The following is a 19,542-nucleotide window of genomic DNA, read 5'->3' on the forward strand; positions in this document are numbered from 1 at the left end:
CCTCATGACATTTGCCCTCACGCTGGCGGGGGTGACAGGTGCTCACCTCCAGGCACTATGCTGTGGCACAGGGCACCACCACTCATCGGGAGAGCTCGGCAATGATCATCAACTGCGTGGCCTACGAAAAGGGACATCGCCTGCGCGACATCCAGAGCGACGAGATCGGCGACTACCTGGGGCAACCTGACCGTTTCGTATGGGTGGCACTGCATGAGCCCGACGAGAAGGAGATGGCCCGCTTCCAGGCGGTCTTCGGCCTGCACGAACTGGCCGTGGAGGACGCCCTGAACGGGCACCAGCGCCCCAAGTTCGAGGAGTACGACGAAGCGCTGTTCGTGATCATGCACATGGTCACCATGCGCGACGACCAGCTGGAGACCGGCCAGGTGGCGGTGTTCGCCGGCCCGGGGTACGTGCTGTCGGTGCGCCTGCACCCGGGCCGGGGCTTCACCGAGGTCCGCCAGCGCTGCGAGCACGAACCGAAGCTGCTCCGACACGGCCCCGCCTTCGTGATCTATGCCCTGATGGACACCATCGTCGACCGCTACTTCCCGGTGGTCGAGGCCCTGCAGGCCGAGCTCGAGAGCATCGAGGACCAGATCTTCGTCAGGGGAACGGCCCGCCAGAGCCTGGAGCGCCTCTACCAGCTCAAGCGCCAGACCATGCGGCTCAAGCATGCGGCCATGCCCTTGGGCGAGGCCGCGAGCCACCTGTTCGGCGGCCGGGTCCCGGCGCTGTGCCGCAAGACCCGGGAGTATTTCCGCGACGTCTACGACCATCTGCATCGCATCGAGTCAGCGGTAGATACCATCCGCGAGATGACCATCACCGCGATCCAGGTAAACCTCTCGATGGTGGCGATCGACGAGGGCGAGGTCCACAAGCGGCTGGCAGCCTGGGCCGCCATCTTCGCGGTGGCCACCATCCTTGCCGGCATCTGGGGCATGAACTTCGCCCACATGCCCGAGCTGGACTGGCGCCTGGGCTACCCCCTGGCCCTGTTGGTGATGGGCAGTGCCTGCGGCACGCTCTACTGGCGCTTCCGCCGCGCCGGGTGGCTGTAAGCACGGCATGACACGGCGCCATCCCCACGAAGAAGGCCTGGCCTGGCGGCTGGACCACCTGCAGCGCTGATATGCACGGCCCGGACACGACAAGGCCCCGTCTCCTTTCGGAGCGCGGGGCCTTGTCGATTTCCGCGGGACTGCCCTTACGGCTTCATGTCCTCGAAGAACTTCTTCACCCCGTCGAAGAAGCTCGACTTCTTCGGCGAGTGGTGATGGCCGTTGCTGCCGCCCAGGCTGTCCTGGAAGGTGCGCAGCAGGTCCTTCTGCTCCTCGTTGAGCTTGACCGGGGTCTCGACCACGACCTTGCACAGCAGGTCGCCCGGCGGGCCGCCACGCACCGGCTTGACGCCCTTGCCGCGCAGGCGGAACAGCTTGCCGGTCTGGGTCTCGGGCGGGATCTTCAGCTTGACCCGGCCGTCCAGGGTCGGCACCTCCAGCTCACCGCCGAGTGCGGCGTCAACGAAGTTGATCGGCACCTCACACTGCAGGTGGCGGCCGTCGCGCTGGAAGATGTGGTGCGGCTTGATCGCCACCTGGACGTAGAGATCCCCGGGCGGGCCGCCGTTGATGCCGGCCTCGCCCTCGCCGTTGAGGCGGATGCGGTCGCCGATATCCACCCCAGCCGGAATCTTCACCGAGAGGGTGCGGGTCTCGCGCACCCGTCCCTCGCCGTTGCACTTGTGGCACGGCACCTTGATGTGCTGGCCGCTGCCGTGGCAGGTCGGGCAGGTCTGCTGCACGGCGAAGAAGCCCTGCTGCATGCGCACCTGGCCCATGCCGTTACAGGTCGGGCAGGTCTCCTTGCTGGAGCCCGGCTCGGCACCGTCGCCGTCGCAGCGCTCGCATTCGATGTGGCGCGGCACGCGGATATCCACGCTGGTGCCGGCCACGGCGTCCTCGAGGTCGAGCTCGAGGTTGTAGCGCAGGTCGCTGCCGCGGGCCGGGGCGTTGGGATGGCGCCGGCCGCCCCCGCCGCCGAAGATGTCGCCGAACACGTCGCCGAAGATATCGCTGAAGCCGCCGGCCCCGGCACCGCCGAAGCCGCCTCCGCCGAAGCCACCGGCCTGCTCGTCGACACCGGCATGGCCGAACTGGTCATAGGCGGCGCGCTTCTCGCTGTCGCTCAGGACCTCATAGGCCTCCGAAACCTCGCGAAACTTCTCCGCCGCGGTGTCATCTTCCGGATTGCGGTCCGGATGAAATTTCTGGGCGAGGCGTCGGTAGGCCTTCTTGATGTCCTTCTGGTCGGCCCCGCGCTCGACGCCCAGTACTTCGTAGTAATCACGCTTGGACATGAGTCTGTCCGCCTCCGTAGGGACTCAGCGGAAACACCAACGCGGGAGTCTGGCCCCCGCGCTGGCGTCATCCGTGGTTCAGATGTCGTGGTTTACTGCTTTTTCTGGTCGTCGTTGACTTCTTCGTACTCGGCGTCGACCACGTCATCTTCCTTCTTGGCGCCAGCCTCGTCGCCGGCTTCATCAGCCTGCTGGGCAGCATCGCTCTGCTCGGCGTACATCTTCTGGGCAAGGTTGCCGGACGCCTCGGTCAGCTTGTCCAGCTTGGCCTGGATGTCGTCCTTGTCGTCACCCTTGATCGCCTCCTCGAGCTCGCTGGCGGCGCTCTCGATGGCCTGCTTCTCCTCGTCGCTGGCCTTGTCGCCGGCCTCCTCGAGGGTCTTGCGGGCGGCGTGGACCATGCCGTCAGCCTGATTGCGCAGCTGCACCAGCTCCTCGAACTTCTTGTCCTCGTCGGCGTGAGCCTCGGCATCCTGCATCATCTGCTCGACCTCTTCCTCGGAGAGACCGCTGGAGGCCTTGATGACGATCGACTGCTCCTTACCGGTGGCCTTGTCCTTGGCGGAGACATGCAGGATGCCGTTGGCGTCCAGGTCGAAGGCGACCTCGATCTGCGGCACGCCGCGCGGCGCCGGCGGAATGTCGCTGAGGTCGAAGCGACCCAGCGACTTGTTGCCGCTGGACTGCTTGCGCTCGCCCTGCTGCACGTGAATGGTCACGGCGGTCTGGTTGTCATCCGCGGTCGAGAAGGTCTGGGTCTTCTTGGTCGGGATGGTGGTGTTCTTCTCGATCAGCGGGGTCATCACGCCGCCAAGGGTCTCGATACCCAGCGTCAGCGGGGTGACGTCGAGCAGCAGCACGTCCTTGACGTCGCCGCCCAGCACGCCGCCCTGGATGGCAGCACCCACGGCCACGGCCTCGTCGGGGTTGACGTCCTTGCGGGCGTCCTTGCCGAAGAAGTCGGCCACGGACTTCTGCACCATGGGCATGCGGGTCTGGCCGCCGACCAGGATGACGTCGTCGATCTCGGAGGCGGACAGGCCAGCATCCTTGAGCGCGGTCTTGCACGGCTCCATGGAACGCTTGATCAAGGCCTCGACCAGCGACTCCAGTTTGGCGCGGGTCACCTTGACATTGAGGTGCTTGGGCCCGGTGTTGTCGGCCGTGATGTACGGCAGGTTGACATCGGTCTGCTGGGCGCTGGAGAGCTCGATCTTGGCCTTCTCGGCGGCTTCCTTGAGGCGCTGCATGGCCAGGTTGTCGCCGGAGAGGTCGATGCCGCTATCGGACTTGAACTGGTCGACCAGGTAGTTGATCAGTGCCAGGTCGAAGTCCTCGCCGCCCAGGAAGGTGTCGCCGTTGGTGGCCAGCACCTCGAACTGGGTCTCGCCGTCGACGTCCGCCACCTCGATGATGGAGATGTCGAAGGTACCACCGCCCAGGTCATAGACCGCGATGGTCTTGTCACCGCGCGCCTTGTCCATGCCATAGGCCAGCGCCGCCGCGGTCGGCTCGTTGATGATGCGCTTGACCTCGAGACCGGCGATACGGCCGGCGTCCTTGGTGGCCTGGCGCTGGCTGTCATTGAAGTAGGCCGGCACGGTGATGACCGCCTCGGTGACTTCTTCACCCAGGTAGTCTTCCGCGGTCTTCTTCATCTTCTTCAGCACTTCGGCGCTGACCTGCGGCGGAGCAAGCTTCTTGCCCTTCACTTCCACCCAGGCGTCACCGTTGTCGGCCTCGGCGATGGTGTAGGGCACCATCTTGATGTCCTTCTGGACGACATCGTCCTTGAAGCGACGGCCGATCAGGCGCTTGATGGCGTAGACGGTGTTATGCGGGTTGGTCACCGCCTGGCGCTTGGCCGCCTGGCCCACCAGGATCTCGCCGTCTTCCGTGTAGGCGATGATGGAGGGCGTGGTACGTGCGCCTTCGGCGTTCTCGATCACCTTGGCCTGGTCACCGTCGAGCACGGCGACACAAGAGTTGGTGGTCCCCAGATCAATACCGATGATGCGTCCCATAGGAAATCCTCGAAATTACAGTTGAATTCGTCGTCTGCGGCTTTCACCGCGGGGTTGCCGTCTATCTGGGGGCCCTCGAGACCTTTTCAAGACCCGAGGACCGCTTTTGTATGGTCCGGCCTCAGCCGGCGGCCTGGCTGACCACCACCATGGCCGGGCGCACCAGGCGTCCGTTGAGCAAGTAGCCCTTCTGCATCACCTCCATGACGGTGTTGGGCTCCATCTCGGGGTTGGGCACCATGGCCATGGCCTCGTGGTATTGCGGGTCGAAGGGCTCGCCGTGGGGCTCCACCACCTCGACGCCGAACTTGGCCAGCGCGTCGTGCTGCATCTTGAGGGTCATGGAGACGCCCTCGCGATGCGTCTCGCTGGCGCCGTCCTGCATGGCGTCCAGCGCCTTTTCCAGGCTGTCGACCACCGGCAGCAGCTCCTTGACGAACTTCTCGAGGGCGAACTTGCGTGCCTTCTCTGCCTCCTGCTCGGCCCGGCGACGCACGTTCTGCGCCTCGGCGGCGGCACGCAGCTGCTGCTCCTTGGCGTCGGCGACGCTCTGCTCGAGCTCCTCGACCCGGGCCGCCAGCACCTCGGCCTCGGGATTGTCCGCGGCCTGGGCTTCGGTGGCGGCCTGCTCGGCGCCCTCGATGGCGTCCTCCAGCTCACCCTCCACGGTCTCGGGCTCGGCTTGCGGCTCGGCGTCCTGCTCCTCACGAGCGAGCTCGCGAGCGAGTTCGTCGTCCAGCGGGGTCTGGGGGTCTTTGGCCATGTGGGTCTCCTGAATGGCGATCAGCGGCCAGGAGCCGCTGGCAAGGCATGAATGATGACTTGAGTGCGTGTCTGCGGGGTATATGGGGCTGGCCGTGGCGAACTCAAGGCGTCATCGGGCGACGACGCCGAACGTGCATTGTGGGCGAACCTTGGCTACTGTATAAACACACAATACGTGTATGGATAACCAGTAGATACAGGCTGGGCAGTTACAGACCCAGGCCGTTACAGACCCAGGCAGTTACTGACTTAGTATTCCCAGACAGGCCCCGGGAGGCACCATGCTGACAGAGCTTGCCATTCGCGACTTCGCTATCGTCGACCACCTCGAGCTGGAGCTTTCCGGCGGCATGACCGCCATCACCGGCGAGACGGGGGCCGGCAAGTCCATCCTGCTGGGTGCCCTGGGGCTCTGCCTGGGCGAGCGCGCCGACAGCGCCAGCGTGCGCCCAGGCCGCGAACGCGCCGACCTCAGCGCCCGTTTCGACCTCCAGGCGCTGCCCGCGGCCCGCGCCTGGCTCGAGGCCCGCGAACTGCCCAGCGACGACTGCCTGCTGCGCCGGGTGGTCACCCGGGCCGGGCGCTCCAAGGCCTGGATCAACGGCCAGCCGGCCACGGTGGCCGACCTACGCGCCCTGGGCGAGCACCTCATCGAGATCCATGGTCAGCATGCCCACCAGGCGCTGCTGAAGGAGGAGACCCACCTGCGCCTGCTCGACGACTTCGCCGGCCACCGTGAGCAGGTGGCCGGGATGCGCCAGGCCTTCCGCGACTGGCAGGCGACCCGCCGCCGCCTCGAGCGCCTGACCGAGGACGGCGACGAGATCCGCGCCCGCCGCCAGCTGCTGCGCTACCAGGTCGAGGAGCTCGACCAGCTGGCCCTGGCCGAGAATGAGCTCAAGGGGCTCGAGAAGGAGCAGGAGGAGCTGGCCCACGCCGAGGAGCGGCTACGCGAGGCCCAGTTCGCCGCCGAATGCTGCGACGGCGACGAGGGCGGCGCCCTGTCGCTGCTCAACCAGGCGATCCAGCATCTCTCGGCGCTGCCGGGCAGCGGCCGCGGCAGCCTGGCCGACACCCTCAGCATGCTCGGCGATGCGCGCATCCAGGTCGAGGAGGCCAGCCGCGAGCTCGGCCACTTCGCCGGCGGCGTCGAGCTGGACCCGGAGCGGCTGGCCTGGGTCGAGGCGCGACTCGGCGAAGTGCATCGCATCGCCCGCAAGCACCATGTGCTGCCCGAGGAGCTCCTCGCCCTGCACCGGCGGCTGGCCGACGAGCTCGAAGGCCTGGAAGGCGGCGACGGCGACCTGGAGGCGCTGGCCGCCGAGGCCGATACCCTGAAAAACCACTGGCAGGAGCAGGCCACCGCAATCTCCCGAGCCCGCCACCAGGCCGCCCGCCGCTTCGGAGAGGCCGTGCAGGAGCAGCTGGCCTTCCTGGCCATGGACAAGGCCACCTTCGAGGTCGAGCTGGAGACCCGCGAGACCCCGGCCGCCGAGGGGCTCGAGGTCGCCCGCATGCTGATCAGCGCCAACCCCGGTCAGCCGGCCCGGCCGCTGGCCAAGGTCGCCTCCGGCGGCGAGCTCTCGCGCATCAGCCTGGCGATCCAGGTGGTGGCGGCCCAGCACTCGACCATCGCCAGCCTGGTGTTCGACGAGGTGGACGTAGGCATCTCCGGCGCCACCGCCGAGATCGTCGGCCAGCTGCTGCGCCGGCTGGGCGAGAACGGCCAGGTGATGACCGTGACCCACCTGCCCCAGGTGGCCGCCCAGGCGCACCATCACCTGCACATCGAGAAGCAGGCCGGCGAGGCCTCCACCCTGACCCGCATGGCGCTGCTCGACGAGGCCGGCCGGGTCGGCGAGCTGGCGCGCATGCTGGGCGGGGTGAACCTCTCCGACCGCACCCTGGCCCATGCCCGGGAGATGCTCGACGCCAGCCAGCGCGCCCACCATTGAGCCCGCCGAACGCGGCTCGTACTCAAGATTAGATTGCCCCAACGCAGTGCGGCCCCGATCCTGGGATCGGGGCCGCGGTCGTCTGCCCTGGCGGATTCAGCGGGGCGAGATCACTTCTTCTGGATGCCTTCCTGGCGAGTCGCGCGGGAGCCGCGGGGCCTCACATAGAGCACCAGGGCATGGTCGACCAGCTCGAAGCCGTGTTCCTCGGCGATCTCCTGCTGACGACGCTCGATGGTCTCGTCGAAGAATTCAATGATCTCGCCACTCTCCAGGCACACCATGTGGTCGTGGTGCTCCTCCTGGGAGAGCTCGAAAACCGCATGACCGCCATCGAAGTTGTGGCGAATCACCAGGCCGGCGGACTCGAACTGGGTCAGCACGCGATAGACGGTGGCCAGGCCCACGTCCTCGCCTGCTTCCAGCAGGGTCTTGTAGACATCCTCGGCACTCAGGTGATGCTGTTCGGAGGCAGTCTCGAGGATTTGCAGGATCTTGACGCGCGGCAGGGTCACTTTGAGACCGGCCTTGCGCAATTCATGGTTCTGGTCGGCCATGGTCGCTCTTCGCAGTATCGGGTAGGGTCGGTTATGATCGACCGAATCCACGATAGTGAAGAACAGGCGCAAATGCAAAAGCTGACCAGAATCGTCACCCTTTCCGTCGCCCTGCTGATGATCAGCGGTTGCAGCTACTTCGGTGTGTACAAGCGCGATCTGCCCCAGGGCAACCTGGTGACCGAGGCCATGGTCGAGCAGCTGCGGCCGGGCATGAGCCGACAGCAAGTGGTCGACCTGATGGGCAGCCCCCTGCTCGAGGCCCCCTTCGATGCCAGCCAGTGGGACTATGTCTATCGCCTCGACGAGGCCTACGGCGGCGTGGAGCAGCGCCGCGTCACCCTGACCTTCGCCGGCGGGCGAGTCGCGGAGGTCGAGCGGGAGGGCAACTTCTCGAAGGCCCCGCCGCTGAGCGATGATCGCGGCATCGGGCCCGACAGCGAGGGCACCTCGGCCGCCCGCGAAGCCCCCATCGACAACGTCACCCCGGACCGCCCCTGACATCAGCGCACTGCGGTCTTCGTTGACGCCCCGTGCCGGCCCTCGCCGGCCGGGGCGTCAGTGTTTGCCGCGGGCAGCCCGCTCGCTGCGCGCCGCCTTGGGATCGATCTGCAGCGGACGATAGACCTCGACCCGATCCCCGGCGCGCAGCCGCACCGCGTCCGGGTCGCGCAGCCGCTTGCCGAAGATGCCCAGGGTGGCCTGCCGGAAGGTGGCCGGGGGCAGTTCGGGAAACGCCGCCTCCAGCCCCGCCATCGCCACCGCCTGGTGCGCCGTGGTGCCCTCGGGCACCACGAGCGGGATGATGCGCTGCTGGTCGGGTAGCGCGAAGGCCACCTCGACATCGAGCGTGGCGGGCGCGCTAGCGGCCATAGAGGTTGTCCGCCCGGCGGGTGAAGGAGTCCACCAGCTGGCCGGCCACCTGCTGGAAGAGCTTACCGAAGGCCATCGCCAGCAGGCGGTTGGCGAACTCGAACTCCAGCTCAAGGCTGATCTTGCAGGCCCGCTCACCCATGGGCAGGAACAGCCAGCGACCCCGCAGGCGCTTGAAGGGGCCGCTGACCAGCGACATCTCGATGCGCTCGGGCTCGATCAGATCATTGCGGGTGGTAAAGCTCTGCTCGATCCCGGCCCGCCCCAGGGTCATCTCGCCGATCAGGTGCGAGTCATCGCGCTCCAGCAGGCGTGCGCGTCGGCACCCGGGCAGGAACTCCGGATAGCGCTCGAAGTCGTTGACCAGGTCGAACATGTCCTTGGGGGTGTGCCGCACCATGGCGGACCGATTGACCGTTGGCATTGAGCTCTCCGCTGACTTCACAGTGCCCAGGGCGTATCATGAGCGGTTATTTCAGGCCTTGAATGGTACCACGCTTCCCCCCACATCGAAGGGGCAGCGCCACCGGCAGATACAGGACACGAGGTTTCATGGCCAACAAGAAAGGCAAGAGCAAGGGGCCCAGCAGCAACGTCATCGCCCAGAACAAGAAGGCACGCTTCGAATACCACATCGACGAGGCCTTCGAGGCCGGCCTGGTGCTGGCCGGCTGGGAAGTGAAGAGCCTGCGGGCCGGCAAGGCGCAGCTCACCGACACCTACATCCTGGTCAAGAACGGCGAGGCCTGGCTGTTGGGCAGCCACATCATGCCGCTCAACACCGCCAGCACCCACGAGGTGGCGGATCCCACGCGCACCCGCAAGCTACTGCTGCATCGCAAGGAGATCGCCAAGATCTTCTCGCGCACCCAGGAGAAGGGCCACACCTGCGTGCCGCTCAAGCTCTACTGGAAGCACAATCGGGTGAAGTGCGAGCTGGCCCTGGTGACCGGCAAGAAGCTGCACGACAAGCGGGCCACCGAGAAGGACCGCGACTGGCAGCGGCAGAAGGGCCGCATCATGCGGGAACAAACCAAGGCCTGAGGTGTCACAGACCTACACATCCTGTTAGGATGCGCATTACGGGGGCGACACGGTTTCGACGCCGGTGACAATCCCTGAGGTGCATGCCGAGAGCGTGATGTATCTCGTAAATACAACATCACGATTGAATAGTCGCAAACGACGACAACTACGCTCAGGGCGCGCTGGCAGCTTAAACGCCGCTAGCTTCTAGCCCGGCCCCGAAGTGATGTGCCCATTCATCACGGAGGGGATACGAGCGACGACTGATGGGATCGCGATCGGTGGTGTCCTCTCGCCGGTCGTTAAAACTCAGAGGAATCGCGTTGCTGGATCCTGCTCGTCGGAGCCAGTCGCGTTAAATCAAAAGACGAAACTAAGCATGTAGAGCCAATGGGTGAGTGCCGGCGGACGCGGGTTCAATTCCCGCCGCCTCCACCAAACAGTCGACGAATCAAGCGCCTACGGGCGCTTTTTTCGTTTCCGGCCTGCCGTCTCCGCCTCGCTCGCCCGTCGACCTGCGCTCGGCTCGTGAAACGGGCTGCCCCCGACTTTCGTATTAGCCTTGACGCGAAAACCTCTTGCGACCAGCCTCAGGGGGAGCCATTATCAGCGCCCACTCGCCGGCCCATGCGACCGGCCAGGCGAGAGTGAGACCGGGGTGGCATCGGGTCCGGACGCGCCAAGGTGCTCCAATTACCGATAAGACCCTACCATTGTTGATATTTTCCCGATCTGGATTCGAACCCCCATGAGCAAAGTCCTGATTATCGGCGCCGGCGGCGTCGGCGGTGTCGTCACCCACAAGTGCGCCCAGCATCCCGAGGTGTTCAGCGAGATCTGCCTGGCGAGCCGCAACCAGGCGAAGTGCCGCGCCATCGCGTCCCAGCTGGAGCGCCCCATCCAGACCGCCGAGGTGGATGCCGATGACGTCGAGGCGCTGGTCGCGCTGATCGAGTCCTTCCAGCCCGACGTGCTGATCCACGTCGCCCTGCCCTATCAGGACCTGACCATCATGGAGGCCTGCCTGCGCACCGGCGTGCCCTACCTGGACACCGCTAACTACGAGCACCCGGACGAGGCCAAGTTCGAGTACAAGGAGCAGTGGGCCTTCCAGGAGCGCTACGCCAAGGCCGGCAACATGGCTACCCTGGGCTGCGGCTTCGACCCGGGCATGACCAACATCTACTGCGCCTATGGCCAGAAGCACCTGTTCGACGAGATCCATCGCATCGACATCCTGGATGCCAACGGCGGCGACCATGGCTATCCGTTCGCCACCAACTTCAATCCCGAGATCAACATCCGCGAGATCACCGCCAACGGCCGCTACTGGGAAGAGGGCGAGTGGAAGGAGACCGCGCCGCTGGCCGAGAAGCGCAGCTTCGACTTCGACGGGATCGGCGAGAAGGATCTCTACCTGCTCTACCACGAGGAAATGGAGTCCCTATCGCAGAATATCCGCGGCCTCAAGCGAATCCGCTTCTGGATGACCTTCTCCGAGACGTACATCACCCACCTCAAGGTGCTCGAGAACGTCGGCATGACCCGCATCGAGCCGATCGAGTTCGAGGGCCGCGAGATCGCCCCGCTGCAGTTCCTCAAGGCGGTGCTGCCGGACCCGGCCTCGCTCGGCCCGCGCACCAAGGGCAAGACCAACATCGGCGTGATCCTCGACGGCATCAAGGACGGCAAGCGTCGCAAGGTGCACCTCTACAACATCTGCGACCACCAAGCGTGCTACGCCGAGGTGCAGTCCCAGGCGATCTCCTACACCACCGGCGTCCCCGCGGTGACGGGCGCCATGCTGATGCTCGAGGGCCTGTGGAAGGGCGACGGCGTGTTCAACGTCGAGCAGCTCGACCCGGACCCCTTCATGGCGCGCATCGGCGACATGGGCCTGCCCTGGCAGATGGTCGAGCTCGACCCCGATGCCGACCCGCTGGCCTGAGCCCGAGATGAGCCAGATCGCCTATCCGTTCGATGCTTACCCCTTCGACATTGGGGCCTGCCCCTCGCCCGCCTACGTGGTGGACGATGCCCTGCTGCGCCGTAACCTGGAGCTGCTGCGCCAGGTCCAGGAACAGAGCGGCGCGCGCATCCTGCTGGCGCTGAAGGGCTTCGCCATGTGGGACACCTTCCCGCTGATCCGCGAGTACCTGGTGGGCACCACGGCCAGCGGCCAGGACGAGGCGCGCCTGGGGGCGGAGACCTTCGGCGGCGAGGTGCACTGCTACTCGCCGGCCTTCAGCGAGGCCGAGATGCAGGTGGTGCTGCAGTACGCGGACCACCTCAGCTTCAACTCGCCGGCCCAGTGGCAGCGTTTCCGCGAGCGGGTGGCCCAGGCGCCACGGCGGGTCTCCTGCGGCCTGCGGGTCAATCCGGAGTATTCCGAGGGCAAGGTGGCGCTCTACGACCCCTGCGCCCCGGGCTCACGGCTCGGCACCCGAGCGGTGGACCTGGAAGGCGTGGACCTCGCCGGCCTGGAGGGCCTGCATTTCCACACCCTGTGCGAGCAGAACAGCGACGCCCTGGCGCACACCCTGGCCGCCTTCGAGGAGCGCTTCGGCCGGCACCTCGCCGGCCGCAAGTGGGTGAACTTCGGCGGCGGCCACCACATCACCCGCGAGGACTACGACATCGAGCGCCTGGTGCGGGTGATCCGCGACTTCAAGGCGCGCCATCCGCACCTCGAGGTCTACCTGGAGCCCGGCGAGGCGATCGCGCTCAACACCGGCTACCTGGTCTGTACAGTGCTCGACATCGTCGAGAACGACGGCACCATCGCCATCCTCGACACCTCGGCCACGGCGCACATGCCCGATGTGCTGGAGATGCCCTACCGGCCCGAGATCATCGGCGCCGGCGAGCCCGGCGAGAAGGCCCACACCTACCGGCTGGGCGGGCTGACCTGCCTGGCCGGCGACGTGGTGGGCGAGTACAGCTTCGACGCCCCGCTCTCGATCGGCGACCGGCTGGTGTTCACCGACATGGCCCACTACACCATGGTGAAGACCACCACCTTCAACGGCATGCGCCTGCCGTCGATCTGCCGGATCGACGAGACCAGCCGCGAGGTGCGCACGGTAAAGACCTTCGGCTACGAGGATTACCGGCAACGACTCAGTTGAGGGAGAACCAGCAATGTCCCAGGTCTTCAAGTTCGGCGGTGCCTCGATCCAGGACGCCGCTGCCATCCGTCGACTGGGCGAGCTGCTGGCCCGCTTCCGGGCGCGCCCGCTGGTCGTGGTGGTCTCGGCCATGGGCAAGACCACCAATGCCCTGGAGGCGCTGCTGGCCGCGGCGCGGGATGGCGAGGCGGCCGACTATCGCGACCGCCTCGAGTCCCTGCGCCGGGACCACCTGGCCACGGTCGAGGCCCTGTTCGGCGCGAATGCCGGCCCCGTGGCGGAACGGGTCGAGGCGCTGATCACCGAGCTCGACCGGCGCCATCGCCGTCATGCGGGCCGTGAGCGCCCCTTCCACTATGACCAGACCGTCGGCTTCGGCGAGCTGCTCTCCACCACCATCGTCAGTGCCTGGCTCGACGCGGCCGGCATGGCGACCGAGTGGCGGGACGCCCGGGAGCTGGTGATCACCGACGATTGCCACCAGGCAGCCAATGTCGATTGGCAGGCCACCGCCGAACGGGTGCGCGGACTGGTGGCAGACGACGGCAGGATCCGGGTCACCCAGGGCTTCATCGGCAGCACCGCCGAGGGCGCCTCGACCACCCTGGGCCGCGAAGGCTCCGACTTCAGCGCGGCGATCCTCGCCCACTGCCTGGAGGCGGAGGAGGTCACCATCTGGAAGGACGTGCCGGGGCTCTTCAATGCCGACCCGCGGCGCGTCGACAACGCGGTACAGCTCGAGCAGATCTCCTACGGCGAGGCCATTGAGCTGGCCTGGCACGGCGCCAAGGTGATCCACCCCAAGACCCTGGGGCCGCTGCAGCAGAAATCGATCCCGCTGACGGTGCGCTCCTTCGAGGACCTCGAGGCACCGCCCAGCACCATCGGCCGCGACACCCGGTTCGACACCCAGACGCCCTCGCTGATCCTGCGCGAGGCGCAGACGCTGCTGGAGATCCGCCCGCGGGACTTCGCCTTCATGGACGAAGCCCGCCAGCACGACATCCTCGGCCGACTGGTGGCGGCCGGGCTGCATGCCAGCCTGGTCGACAGTGGCGCCATGCGCCTCTCGCTGTGCCTGGACGGCCACCCCGAGCGCCTCGAGCCGCTGGTCGCGTCGCTGTGCGACGACTATGCGGTGGCGCGTCGCGACGACCTGACCCTGCTCACCGTGCGCCATGCCGACGACGCGCTGCTGGCGGCGCTGGGCGCCGGGCGCGACAGCCTCGCCGAACGGCGCAACGCCGATACCGCCCAGCGGCTCTTTCCCGGCAGCCAGTGCCAGGGGACCTGGCATATCCCGAGCTGAGGCTCAGCCCAGCGCCCGGACCAGCAGCTGCACGCCGACGATGGCCATGGCCAGGATTACCAGTCGGTAGAAGAGGCGCTCGCTGACCCGGTGCTGCAGCCACAGGCCGCTGCGCACCCCGGCCCAGGCCACCGGCACCAGCACCAGCGAGGCCCAGGCGCTGGTCAGGTTGATCTCGCCGAGCCACAGGTAGGGCGGCAGCTTCATCAGGTTGACCGCGGCGAAGAGGATCGCGCTGGTGGCGATGAAGGCTTCCTTGCTCAGCCGCCGGGGAACCAGGTAGAGGTTGAGCGGCGGCGCCCCGGCATGGGCCAGGAAGCTGGTGAAGCCGCAGCCGGCACCGGCCGGCAGCGCCCAGCGGGGTGCGATGGGACGCCCCGCGGCAGGCTTGAACAGCATGTAGGCCGCGAACAGCAGAGAGATCACGCCCAGCAGCAGGCGCACGCCGTCCTCGTCCAGGCGACCGATCAGCAGGGTGCCGATGACCACCCCGATGGCCAGCCCCGGGAGCACGCGACGCACCTCGGCGCGGTCGTGGTGTCCCCACCAGGCCTTCACCGTGAAGGCATCCATCACCAGCAGCAACGGCAGCAGCAGGCCGGCCGCCTCGATGGGGCCGATGGCGAGCGCCATCAGCGGCACCGAAAGGGTGCCGAAGCCGCCGGCGAACCCGCCCTTGGAGACACCGGTGAGGTAGGTGGATACCACGATGAGGGTCCAGGCCAGCCAGGAGTAGTCGGGGAGCGACATGGGCCTTCCTTGGGTTTGATCCATCCTCGGCACGAGACGACGCCGGGCCACGGTGGTGGCCCGGCGTCATGATACCGCACGGGGCGGGAGTGGCCGTCAGCGACGGCCGGGCATCAGGCGGCGTCGCGCTTGCGCCCGGCGGCCGCATGCATGGCCAGGGCGGTATCCAGCATGCGGTTGGAGAAGCCCCACTCATTGTCGTACCAGGCCATCACCTTGACCAGGCGGCCGTTCACCCGGGTGTGGTTGGCATCGAAGGTCGAGGAGTGTGCATCGTGGTTGAAGTCGATGGAGACCAGCGGCTGGGCGTTGACCGCCAGCACCGGGGAGGCCTCGGCGGCGCTGGCCACGATCTCGTTGATCTCCTCCTTGGTGGTATCACGACCGGCGGTGAACACCAGGTCGACCAGCGAGACGTTGATCACCGGCACGCGCACGGCCAGACCGTCGAACTTGCCCGCAAGCGCCGGCAGCACCAGGCCCACCGCCGCGGCGGCGCCGGTCTTGGTGGGGATCATCGAGTGCGTTGCGCTGCGCGCCCGGTAGGGATCCTTGTGGTAGACGTCGGAGAGGTTCTGGTCATTGGTGTAGGCATGGACCGTGGTCATCAGGCCGTTCTCGATGCCCACTGCCTCGTGCAGCGCCTGGGCCACCGGGGCCAGGCAGTTGGTGGTGCAGGAGGCGTTGGAGACCACCTTGTGCTCGGGCGTGAGCACGTCCTCGTTGACGCCATACACCACGGTGGCGTCGGCGTCGGGGCTCGGCGCCGAGATCAGCACGCGCTCGGCGCCGGCCGCGAGGTGCTTGGCGGCGGCCTCGCGCTTGGTGAACAGGCCAGTGCACTCCATCACCAGGTCCACGCCCAGGGACGTCCAGGGCAGCGCCGCCGGGTCCCGTTCGGAGAGGATGGCGATGCGCTGGCCATCCACGGTCATGCTCTCCTCGTCGTGCTCGACGGAAAAGGGGAAGTGACCGTGCACGGTGTCGTGGCGCAGCAGGTGCGCGTTCAGGGACGGGTCGCCGAGGTCGTTGATGGCGACCACCTGCACGCGATTGCGATAGCCGTTCTCGTAAAGGGCACGCAGCACGTTGCGGCCGATGCGGCCGAAACCGTTGATGGCGATCTTGAGCGTCATGGCGTTGTTCTCCTCGGTCCAGTAGCGTTCTATGGGGCGTGGCGGAGCCGATGGCCAAGAGAATCCTGGCGAGCGCCCGGCTCGAGTCGTGCCTGCGCGATCTTCATCCCTGCACGATGGGCCACGTATTATCTGCCCCATAATGTGGACCAGTCGTGTCCGGGGCTCAAGCACTTTTTAGTAACTTTACAACATATGGTTCTTCACCTGGCCATCCGACGACACCACTTCGTCACACGCATCCAATAGGATGCACCCGTAGAGTGGCCTCGTGTCGAGATCGAAGGGAGAGCCCGCACACCGACCACAATGTAGTAAACTTACCTCAAAGACGTTATCGTGATTCAATAATAACCAGTGTCCATCGGAGGAGCCCGACATGTCGACCACCCCACTGCACACCCCCATCCGTCGCACCAAGATCGTCGCCACCCTGGGTCCGGCCAGCGACCAGGAGGGCGTTCTGGAGGCGATGCTCAAGGCCGGCGTCGACGTGGTGCGCCTCAACTTCTCCCACGGCAGCCCCGATGACCATCGTCGCCGCCTCGAACGGGTCCGCGAGATCGCCGACCGCCTGGGTCGCAGCGTCGCCGCCCTGGGCGACCTCCAGGGTCCCAAGATCCGCATCGCCCGCTTCAAGGAGGGCGCCGTGGAACTCGAGGAGGGGCAGTCCTTCATCCTCGACATGGGCCTGGCCAGCGACCAGGGCGACGCCAGCCGCGTCGGCTGCGACTACAAGACCCTGGCCGACGACGTCGGCCCCGGCGACCGCCTGCTGCTCGACGACGGCCGGCTGGTGCTCGACGTCAACCGGGTCGCCGACCACCTGATCCACACCAGCGTGGTGGTGGGCGGCACGCTCTCCAACAACAAGGGCATCAACAAGCAGGGCGGCGGCCTCTCGGCCCCGGCTCTCACCGACAAGGACAAGGCCGACCTGGAGACCGCCGTGGCGATCGGCGTCGACTACCTGGCGATCTCCTTCCCGCGCAGCGCCGCCGACATGGCCGAGGCCCGCGAACGGCTCGGCGAGGCCGGCAAGGAGATCGGCCTGGTGGCCAAACTCGAGCGCGCCGAGGCGGTGGCCGACGACGAGACCCTGGACGCCATCATCCGCGCCAGCGAGGCGGTGATGGTGGCGCGCGGCGACCTGGGCGTGGAGATCGGCGACGCGGCGCTGATCGGCACTCAGAAGCGCATCATCAAGCACGCTCGCACGCTCAATCGCGCGGTGATCACCGCCACCCAGATGATGGAATCGATGATCGACTCGCCGCTGCCCACCCGCGCCGAGGTGTTCGACGTCGCCAACGCGGTGCTCGACGGCACCGATGCGGTGATGCTCTCCGCCGAGACCGCCGCCGGCGACTTCCCGGTGGAGACCGTCGAGGCCATGGATCGGGTCTGTTTGGGCGCCGAGCGCGAACGGCGCATCCAGGAGTCCGGCCACCGCATCCACGAGGGCTTCAGCCAGGTCGACGAGACCATCGCGCTTTCCGCCATGTACGCCGCCAACCACCTCTCCGGGGTGGCCGCCATCGCCTGCATGACCGCCTCCGGATACACGCCGCTGATCGCCTCGCGCATCAGCTCGGGGCTGCCCATCATCGGCCTGGCCCACAGCCCGGTGGCCCAGCGGCGCATGGCGCTCTATCGCGGGGTGGTCTCGCTGCCCTTCGACACCAGCGAGATGGGAGTCGAGGAACTCAACGGCCGGGCCCTCGCGCTGCTCGTCAAGCAGGGCATCGCCGAGTCCGGCGACCACGTGATCCTCACCCGGGGCGACGAGATGAACGCCCACGGCGGCACCAATACCCTGAAGATCCTCGCCGTGGAAGCCGGCCATGAGTGACATCCGCCCACCGCGCAACGTGCAGCGGACCCTGCCGGCCCGCAAACGCATCGCCCTGGTCGCCCACGACGGCAAGAAGGACGAGATGCTCGAATGGGCCGGGCGCTGGCAGACCACCCTGGCCCAGCACCAGCTGGTCGGCACCGGCACCACCGCAACCCGGATCGGCAAGCAGCTGGGCCTCGAGGTGGAGGGCCTGATGAGCGGCCCGCTGGGGGGCGACCAGCAGATCGGCGCGCGCATCGCCGAACAGCGGCTCGACCTGCTGATCTTCTTCTGGGACCCCTTCGCGCCACAGCCCCACGACCCCGACGTCAAGGCCCTGCTGCGCCTGGCGGCGCTGTGGAACATCCCGGTGGCCTGCAACCCCGCCAGCGCCGACTTCCTGATCAGCTCGCCCTGGCTCGGCCAGGACTACGAGATGTCCATCCCCGATGCCGGCGCCTGGATGTCCTCCCGTACCGGCTGATCGCGCCCCTGCCAAGACGTCGACAACGATACCAACCCACAAGAGGTCGACCATGTTCCAGCTCACCCGCAGCGTCACCTGGCAGGCCCTCAAGGGCCTGCAGGAGACCACCGCCAACGACCGCATCCGCGACTACTTCGCCGCCGACCCCGAGCGCTTCGAGAAGATGAGCCTGCGCGTCGGCGGGCTGTTCCTCGACTACTCCAAGCAGCCGGTCTCCGAGGCGGTACTGGCCAAGCTGATCGAGCTCGCCGAGCACTCGGCGCTGGTCCAGCGCCGCGCCCAGATGTTCTCCGGCGACATCATCAACGTCACCGAGAACCGGCCCGTTCTCCATACCGCCCTGCGCAACCTCGGCAAGGGGCCGCTCAAGGTCGACGGCCAGGACGTGATGCCGGAGATCCAGCGCACCCGCGAGCAGATCCGCACCTTCTCCGAGGCGGTGCGCAGCGGCGAGTGGACGGGTTACAGCGGCCAGCGCATCACCGATGTGGTCAACATCGGCATCGGCGGCTCGGACCTGGGGCCCAACATGGCCTGCCGGGCGCTGCTCAAGCACCGCCATCCGGATCTCGGCTTCCACTTCGTCTCCAACGTCGACGGCGCCCATATCCAGAAGGTGCTCAGCCGCCTCGACCCGGCCACCACCCTGTTCATCGTCTCCACCAAGACCTTCTCCACCCAGGAGACGCTGCTCAACGCCCATACCGCGCGCCGCTGGTTCCTGGACAACGCCGGCCCGGACGCCGACGTGGGGGCGCACTTCATCGCCGCCTCCACCAACAAGGCGGCGGCCATGGCCTTCGGCATCCGCGAGGAGAACGTCTTCGAGTTCTGGGCCTGGGTCGGCGGACGCTACTCGATGTGGTCGTCCATCGGCCTGCCCATCGCGCTGTCCATCGGCTTCGAGGGCTTCATGGAGATGCTCGAGGGCGCCTACGCCATGGACCAGCACTTCCTGTCGGCGCCCTTCGCCGAGAACATGCCGGTGCTGATGGCGCTGATCGGCATCTGGCACATCAACTTCCAGGGCGCCGAGACCCAGGCCATCGTGCCCTATGATCAGGCGCTGCATCAGCTGCCGGCCTTCCTGCAGCAGCTCGACATGGAGTCCAACGGCAAGTCGGTGGACATCTTCGGCCACCCGGTGGACTACAAGACCGGGCCCATCGTCTGGGGCCAGACCGGCTCCAACGGCCAGCACGCCTTCTTCCAGCTGCTTCACCAGGGCACCCGCTACGTGCCCCTCGACTTCATCGCCTCGCTCAAGCCCGAGCCGGGCATGGAGGAGCACCACTTCGCGCTGCTCACCAACATGCTGGCCCAGGCCAAC

The 19,542-nt window shown here is 67.0% G+C and carries 18 protein-coding genes and 1 other RNA gene; 11 read left to right on the forward strand and 8 right to left on the reverse strand.

Annotation, left to right across the window (positions count from 1 at the left end; translation table 11 throughout):
* The first annotated feature begins 101 nt into the window (after positions 1 to 101).
* A complete protein-coding gene (gene corA / locus OP498_RS15700; RefSeq protein ID WP_280554321.1) occupies positions 102 to 1,067 on the forward strand; it encodes a magnesium/cobalt transporter CorA in 966 nt (321 codons plus the stop codon).
* A gap of 146 nt (positions 1,068 to 1,213) precedes the next feature.
* On the opposite strand, the gene dnaJ is transcribed toward corA, so the two are convergent.
* The 3 genes from dnaJ to grpE all read right to left on the reverse strand — a co-directional run bounded on the left by dnaJ (position 1,214) and on the right by grpE (position 5,152).
* The gene (gene dnaJ / locus OP498_RS15705) at positions 1,214 to 2,365 is read right to left on the reverse strand and encodes a molecular chaperone DnaJ (RefSeq protein ID WP_280554323.1); all 1,152 of its coding nucleotides are present in this window, start codon (positions 2,363 to 2,365) and stop codon (positions 1,214 to 1,216) included.
* 92 nt (positions 2,366 to 2,457) lie between these two features.
* Positions 2,458 to 4,389: a molecular chaperone DnaK gene (dnaK, locus tag OP498_RS15710; RefSeq protein WP_280548840.1), complete on the reverse strand. Its 1,932-nt coding sequence runs from the start codon at positions 4,387 to 4,389 to the stop codon at positions 2,458 to 2,460.
* 121 nt (positions 4,390 to 4,510) lie between these two features.
* Positions 4,511 to 5,152, reverse strand: a complete 642-nt coding sequence (grpE, locus tag OP498_RS15715) for a nucleotide exchange factor GrpE (RefSeq protein WP_280554324.1) — start codon at positions 5,150 to 5,152, stop codon at positions 4,511 to 4,513.
* A 283-nt stretch (positions 5,153 to 5,435) separates the two neighbouring features.
* Between grpE and recN the strand changes: the two genes are divergently transcribed.
* Positions 5,436 to 7,109 (forward strand): DNA repair protein RecN, encoded by a 1,674-nt coding sequence (recN, locus tag OP498_RS15720; RefSeq protein WP_280548836.1) that lies wholly within the window; start codon positions 5,436 to 5,438, stop codon positions 7,107 to 7,109.
* Positions 7,110 to 7,219: 110 nt separating this feature from the next.
* Here recN and fur read toward each other — a convergent pair whose 3' ends face one another.
* Positions 7,220 to 7,666, reverse strand: coding sequence for a ferric iron uptake transcriptional regulator (gene fur / locus OP498_RS15725; protein ID WP_280548834.1), 447 nt, complete (start codon positions 7,664 to 7,666; stop codon positions 7,220 to 7,222).
* A gap of 72 nt (positions 7,667 to 7,738) precedes the next feature.
* Here fur and OP498_RS15730 point away from each other — a divergent pair, with 72 nt between their 5' ends.
* On the forward strand, positions 7,739 to 8,167 hold the full coding sequence (locus OP498_RS15730; protein WP_280554325.1) for an outer membrane protein assembly factor BamE: 429 nt from the start codon (positions 7,739 to 7,741) through the stop codon (positions 8,165 to 8,167).
* A gap of 57 nt (positions 8,168 to 8,224) precedes the next feature.
* Here the strand turns inward: OP498_RS15730 and OP498_RS15735 are convergent, their stop codons facing one another.
* Positions 8,225 to 8,539, reverse strand: a complete 315-nt coding sequence (locus tag OP498_RS15735; protein WP_280548831.1) for an RnfH family protein — start codon at positions 8,537 to 8,539, stop codon at positions 8,225 to 8,227.
* On the reverse strand, positions 8,529 to 8,963 hold the full coding sequence (locus OP498_RS15740; RefSeq protein WP_280548829.1) for a type II toxin-antitoxin system RatA family toxin: 435 nt from the start codon (positions 8,961 to 8,963) through the stop codon (positions 8,529 to 8,531). Before OP498_RS15740 ends, OP498_RS15735 begins: the two co-directional genes overlap by 11 nt.
* 128 nt (positions 8,964 to 9,091) lie before the next feature.
* Between OP498_RS15740 and smpB the strand changes: the two genes are divergently transcribed.
* The 5 genes from smpB (at position 9,092) to OP498_RS15765 (ending at position 14,002) form a co-directional block, all read left to right on the forward strand.
* Entirely contained in the window at positions 9,092 to 9,583 is a 492-nt protein-coding gene (gene smpB, locus OP498_RS15745; RefSeq protein ID WP_280548827.1) for an SsrA-binding protein SmpB, read from the forward strand.
* A 40-nt stretch (positions 9,584 to 9,623) separates the two neighbouring features.
* Positions 9,624 to 10,003: a transfer-messenger RNA gene (gene ssrA / locus OP498_RS15750) on the forward strand.
* Between the two features lie 310 nt (positions 10,004 to 10,313).
* Positions 10,314 to 11,513 carry a saccharopine dehydrogenase family protein gene (locus tag OP498_RS15755; protein ID WP_280554328.1) on the forward strand — a complete coding sequence of 400 codons (1,200 nt, stop codon included), beginning with the start codon at positions 10,314 to 10,316 and terminating at the stop codon, positions 11,511 to 11,513.
* A 7-nt stretch (positions 11,514 to 11,520) separates the two neighbouring features.
* Complete coding sequence (gene nspC / locus OP498_RS15760) at positions 11,521 to 12,693, forward strand: carboxynorspermidine decarboxylase (RefSeq protein WP_280554329.1); 1,173 nt, start codon at positions 11,521 to 11,523, stop codon at positions 12,691 to 12,693.
* A 13-nt stretch (positions 12,694 to 12,706) separates the two neighbouring features.
* Entirely contained in the window at positions 12,707 to 14,002 is a 1,296-nt protein-coding gene (locus tag OP498_RS15765; protein WP_280554331.1) for an aspartate kinase, read from the forward strand.
* A 3-nt stretch (positions 14,003 to 14,005) separates the two neighbouring features.
* Here OP498_RS15765 and OP498_RS15770 read toward each other — a convergent pair whose 3' ends face one another.
* Positions 14,006 to 14,752, reverse strand: coding sequence for a sulfite exporter TauE/SafE family protein (locus tag OP498_RS15770; RefSeq protein WP_280548819.1), 747 nt, complete (start codon positions 14,750 to 14,752; stop codon positions 14,006 to 14,008).
* 113 nt (positions 14,753 to 14,865) lie between these two features.
* Positions 14,866 to 15,888, reverse strand: a complete 1,023-nt coding sequence (gene gap, locus OP498_RS15775) for a type I glyceraldehyde-3-phosphate dehydrogenase (RefSeq protein ID WP_280554333.1) — start codon at positions 15,886 to 15,888, stop codon at positions 14,866 to 14,868.
* Positions 15,889 to 16,267: 379 nt separating this feature from the next.
* On the opposite strand from gap, the gene pyk reads away from it, so the two are divergent.
* The 3 genes from pyk to pgi form a co-directional block, all read left to right on the forward strand.
* Positions 16,268 to 17,740: a pyruvate kinase gene (pyk, locus tag OP498_RS15780; protein WP_280554335.1), complete on the forward strand. Its 1,473-nt coding sequence runs from the start codon at positions 16,268 to 16,270 to the stop codon at positions 17,738 to 17,740.
* Positions 17,733 to 18,209 (forward strand): methylglyoxal synthase, encoded by a 477-nt coding sequence (locus OP498_RS15785; RefSeq protein ID WP_280554336.1) that lies wholly within the window; start codon positions 17,733 to 17,735, stop codon positions 18,207 to 18,209. Before pyk ends, OP498_RS15785 begins: the two co-directional genes overlap by 8 nt.
* 52 nt (positions 18,210 to 18,261) lie before the next feature.
* Positions 18,262 to 19,542 (forward strand): glucose-6-phosphate isomerase (gene pgi / locus OP498_RS15790; protein ID WP_280554337.1); only part of this gene is annotated, 1,281 nt, incomplete at its 3' end.

The sequence above is a fragment of the Halomonas sp. 25-S5 genome, assembly GCF_029889845.1.
Lineage (GTDB): Bacteria > Pseudomonadota > Gammaproteobacteria > Pseudomonadales > Halomonadaceae > Halomonas.

Excerpts from the sequence above, each read along its gene's own strand:
- corA (WP_280554321.1), top strand. The coding sequence starts at position 102 with ATGATCATCAACTGCGTGGCCTACGAAAAGGGACATCGCCTGCGCGAC.
- dnaJ (WP_280554323.1), bottom strand. The coding sequence starts at position 2,365 with ATGTCCAAGCGTGATTACTACGAAGTACTGGGCGTCGAGCGCGGGGCC.
- dnaK (WP_280548840.1), bottom strand. The coding sequence starts at position 4,389 with ATGGGACGCATCATCGGTATTGATCTGGGGACCACCAACTCTTGTGTC.
- grpE (WP_280554324.1), bottom strand. The coding sequence starts at position 5,152 with ATGGCCAAAGACCCCCAGACCCCGCTGGACGACGAACTCGCTCGCGAG.
- recN (WP_280548836.1), top strand. The coding sequence starts at position 5,436 with ATGCTGACAGAGCTTGCCATTCGCGACTTCGCTATCGTCGACCACCTC.
- fur (WP_280548834.1), bottom strand. The coding sequence starts at position 7,666 with ATGGCCGACCAGAACCATGAATTGCGCAAGGCCGGTCTCAAAGTGACC.
- OP498_RS15730 (WP_280554325.1), top strand. The coding sequence starts at position 7,739 with ATGCAAAAGCTGACCAGAATCGTCACCCTTTCCGTCGCCCTGCTGATG.
- OP498_RS15735 (WP_280548831.1), bottom strand. The coding sequence starts at position 8,539 with ATGGCCGCTAGCGCGCCCGCCACGCTCGATGTCGAGGTGGCCTTCGCG.
- OP498_RS15740 (WP_280548829.1), bottom strand. The coding sequence starts at position 8,963 with ATGCCAACGGTCAATCGGTCCGCCATGGTGCGGCACACCCCCAAGGAC.
- smpB (WP_280548827.1), top strand. The coding sequence starts at position 9,092 with ATGGCCAACAAGAAAGGCAAGAGCAAGGGGCCCAGCAGCAACGTCATC.
- OP498_RS15755 (WP_280554328.1), top strand. The coding sequence starts at position 10,314 with ATGAGCAAAGTCCTGATTATCGGCGCCGGCGGCGTCGGCGGTGTCGTC.
- nspC (WP_280554329.1), top strand. The coding sequence starts at position 11,521 with ATGAGCCAGATCGCCTATCCGTTCGATGCTTACCCCTTCGACATTGGG.
- OP498_RS15765 (WP_280554331.1), top strand. The coding sequence starts at position 12,707 with ATGTCCCAGGTCTTCAAGTTCGGCGGTGCCTCGATCCAGGACGCCGCT.
- OP498_RS15770 (WP_280548819.1), bottom strand. The coding sequence starts at position 14,752 with ATGTCGCTCCCCGACTACTCCTGGCTGGCCTGGACCCTCATCGTGGTA.
- gap (WP_280554333.1), bottom strand. The coding sequence starts at position 15,888 with ATGACGCTCAAGATCGCCATCAACGGTTTCGGCCGCATCGGCCGCAAC.
- pyk (WP_280554335.1), top strand. The coding sequence starts at position 16,268 with ATGTCGACCACCCCACTGCACACCCCCATCCGTCGCACCAAGATCGTC.
- OP498_RS15785 (WP_280554336.1), top strand. The coding sequence starts at position 17,733 with ATGAGTGACATCCGCCCACCGCGCAACGTGCAGCGGACCCTGCCGGCC.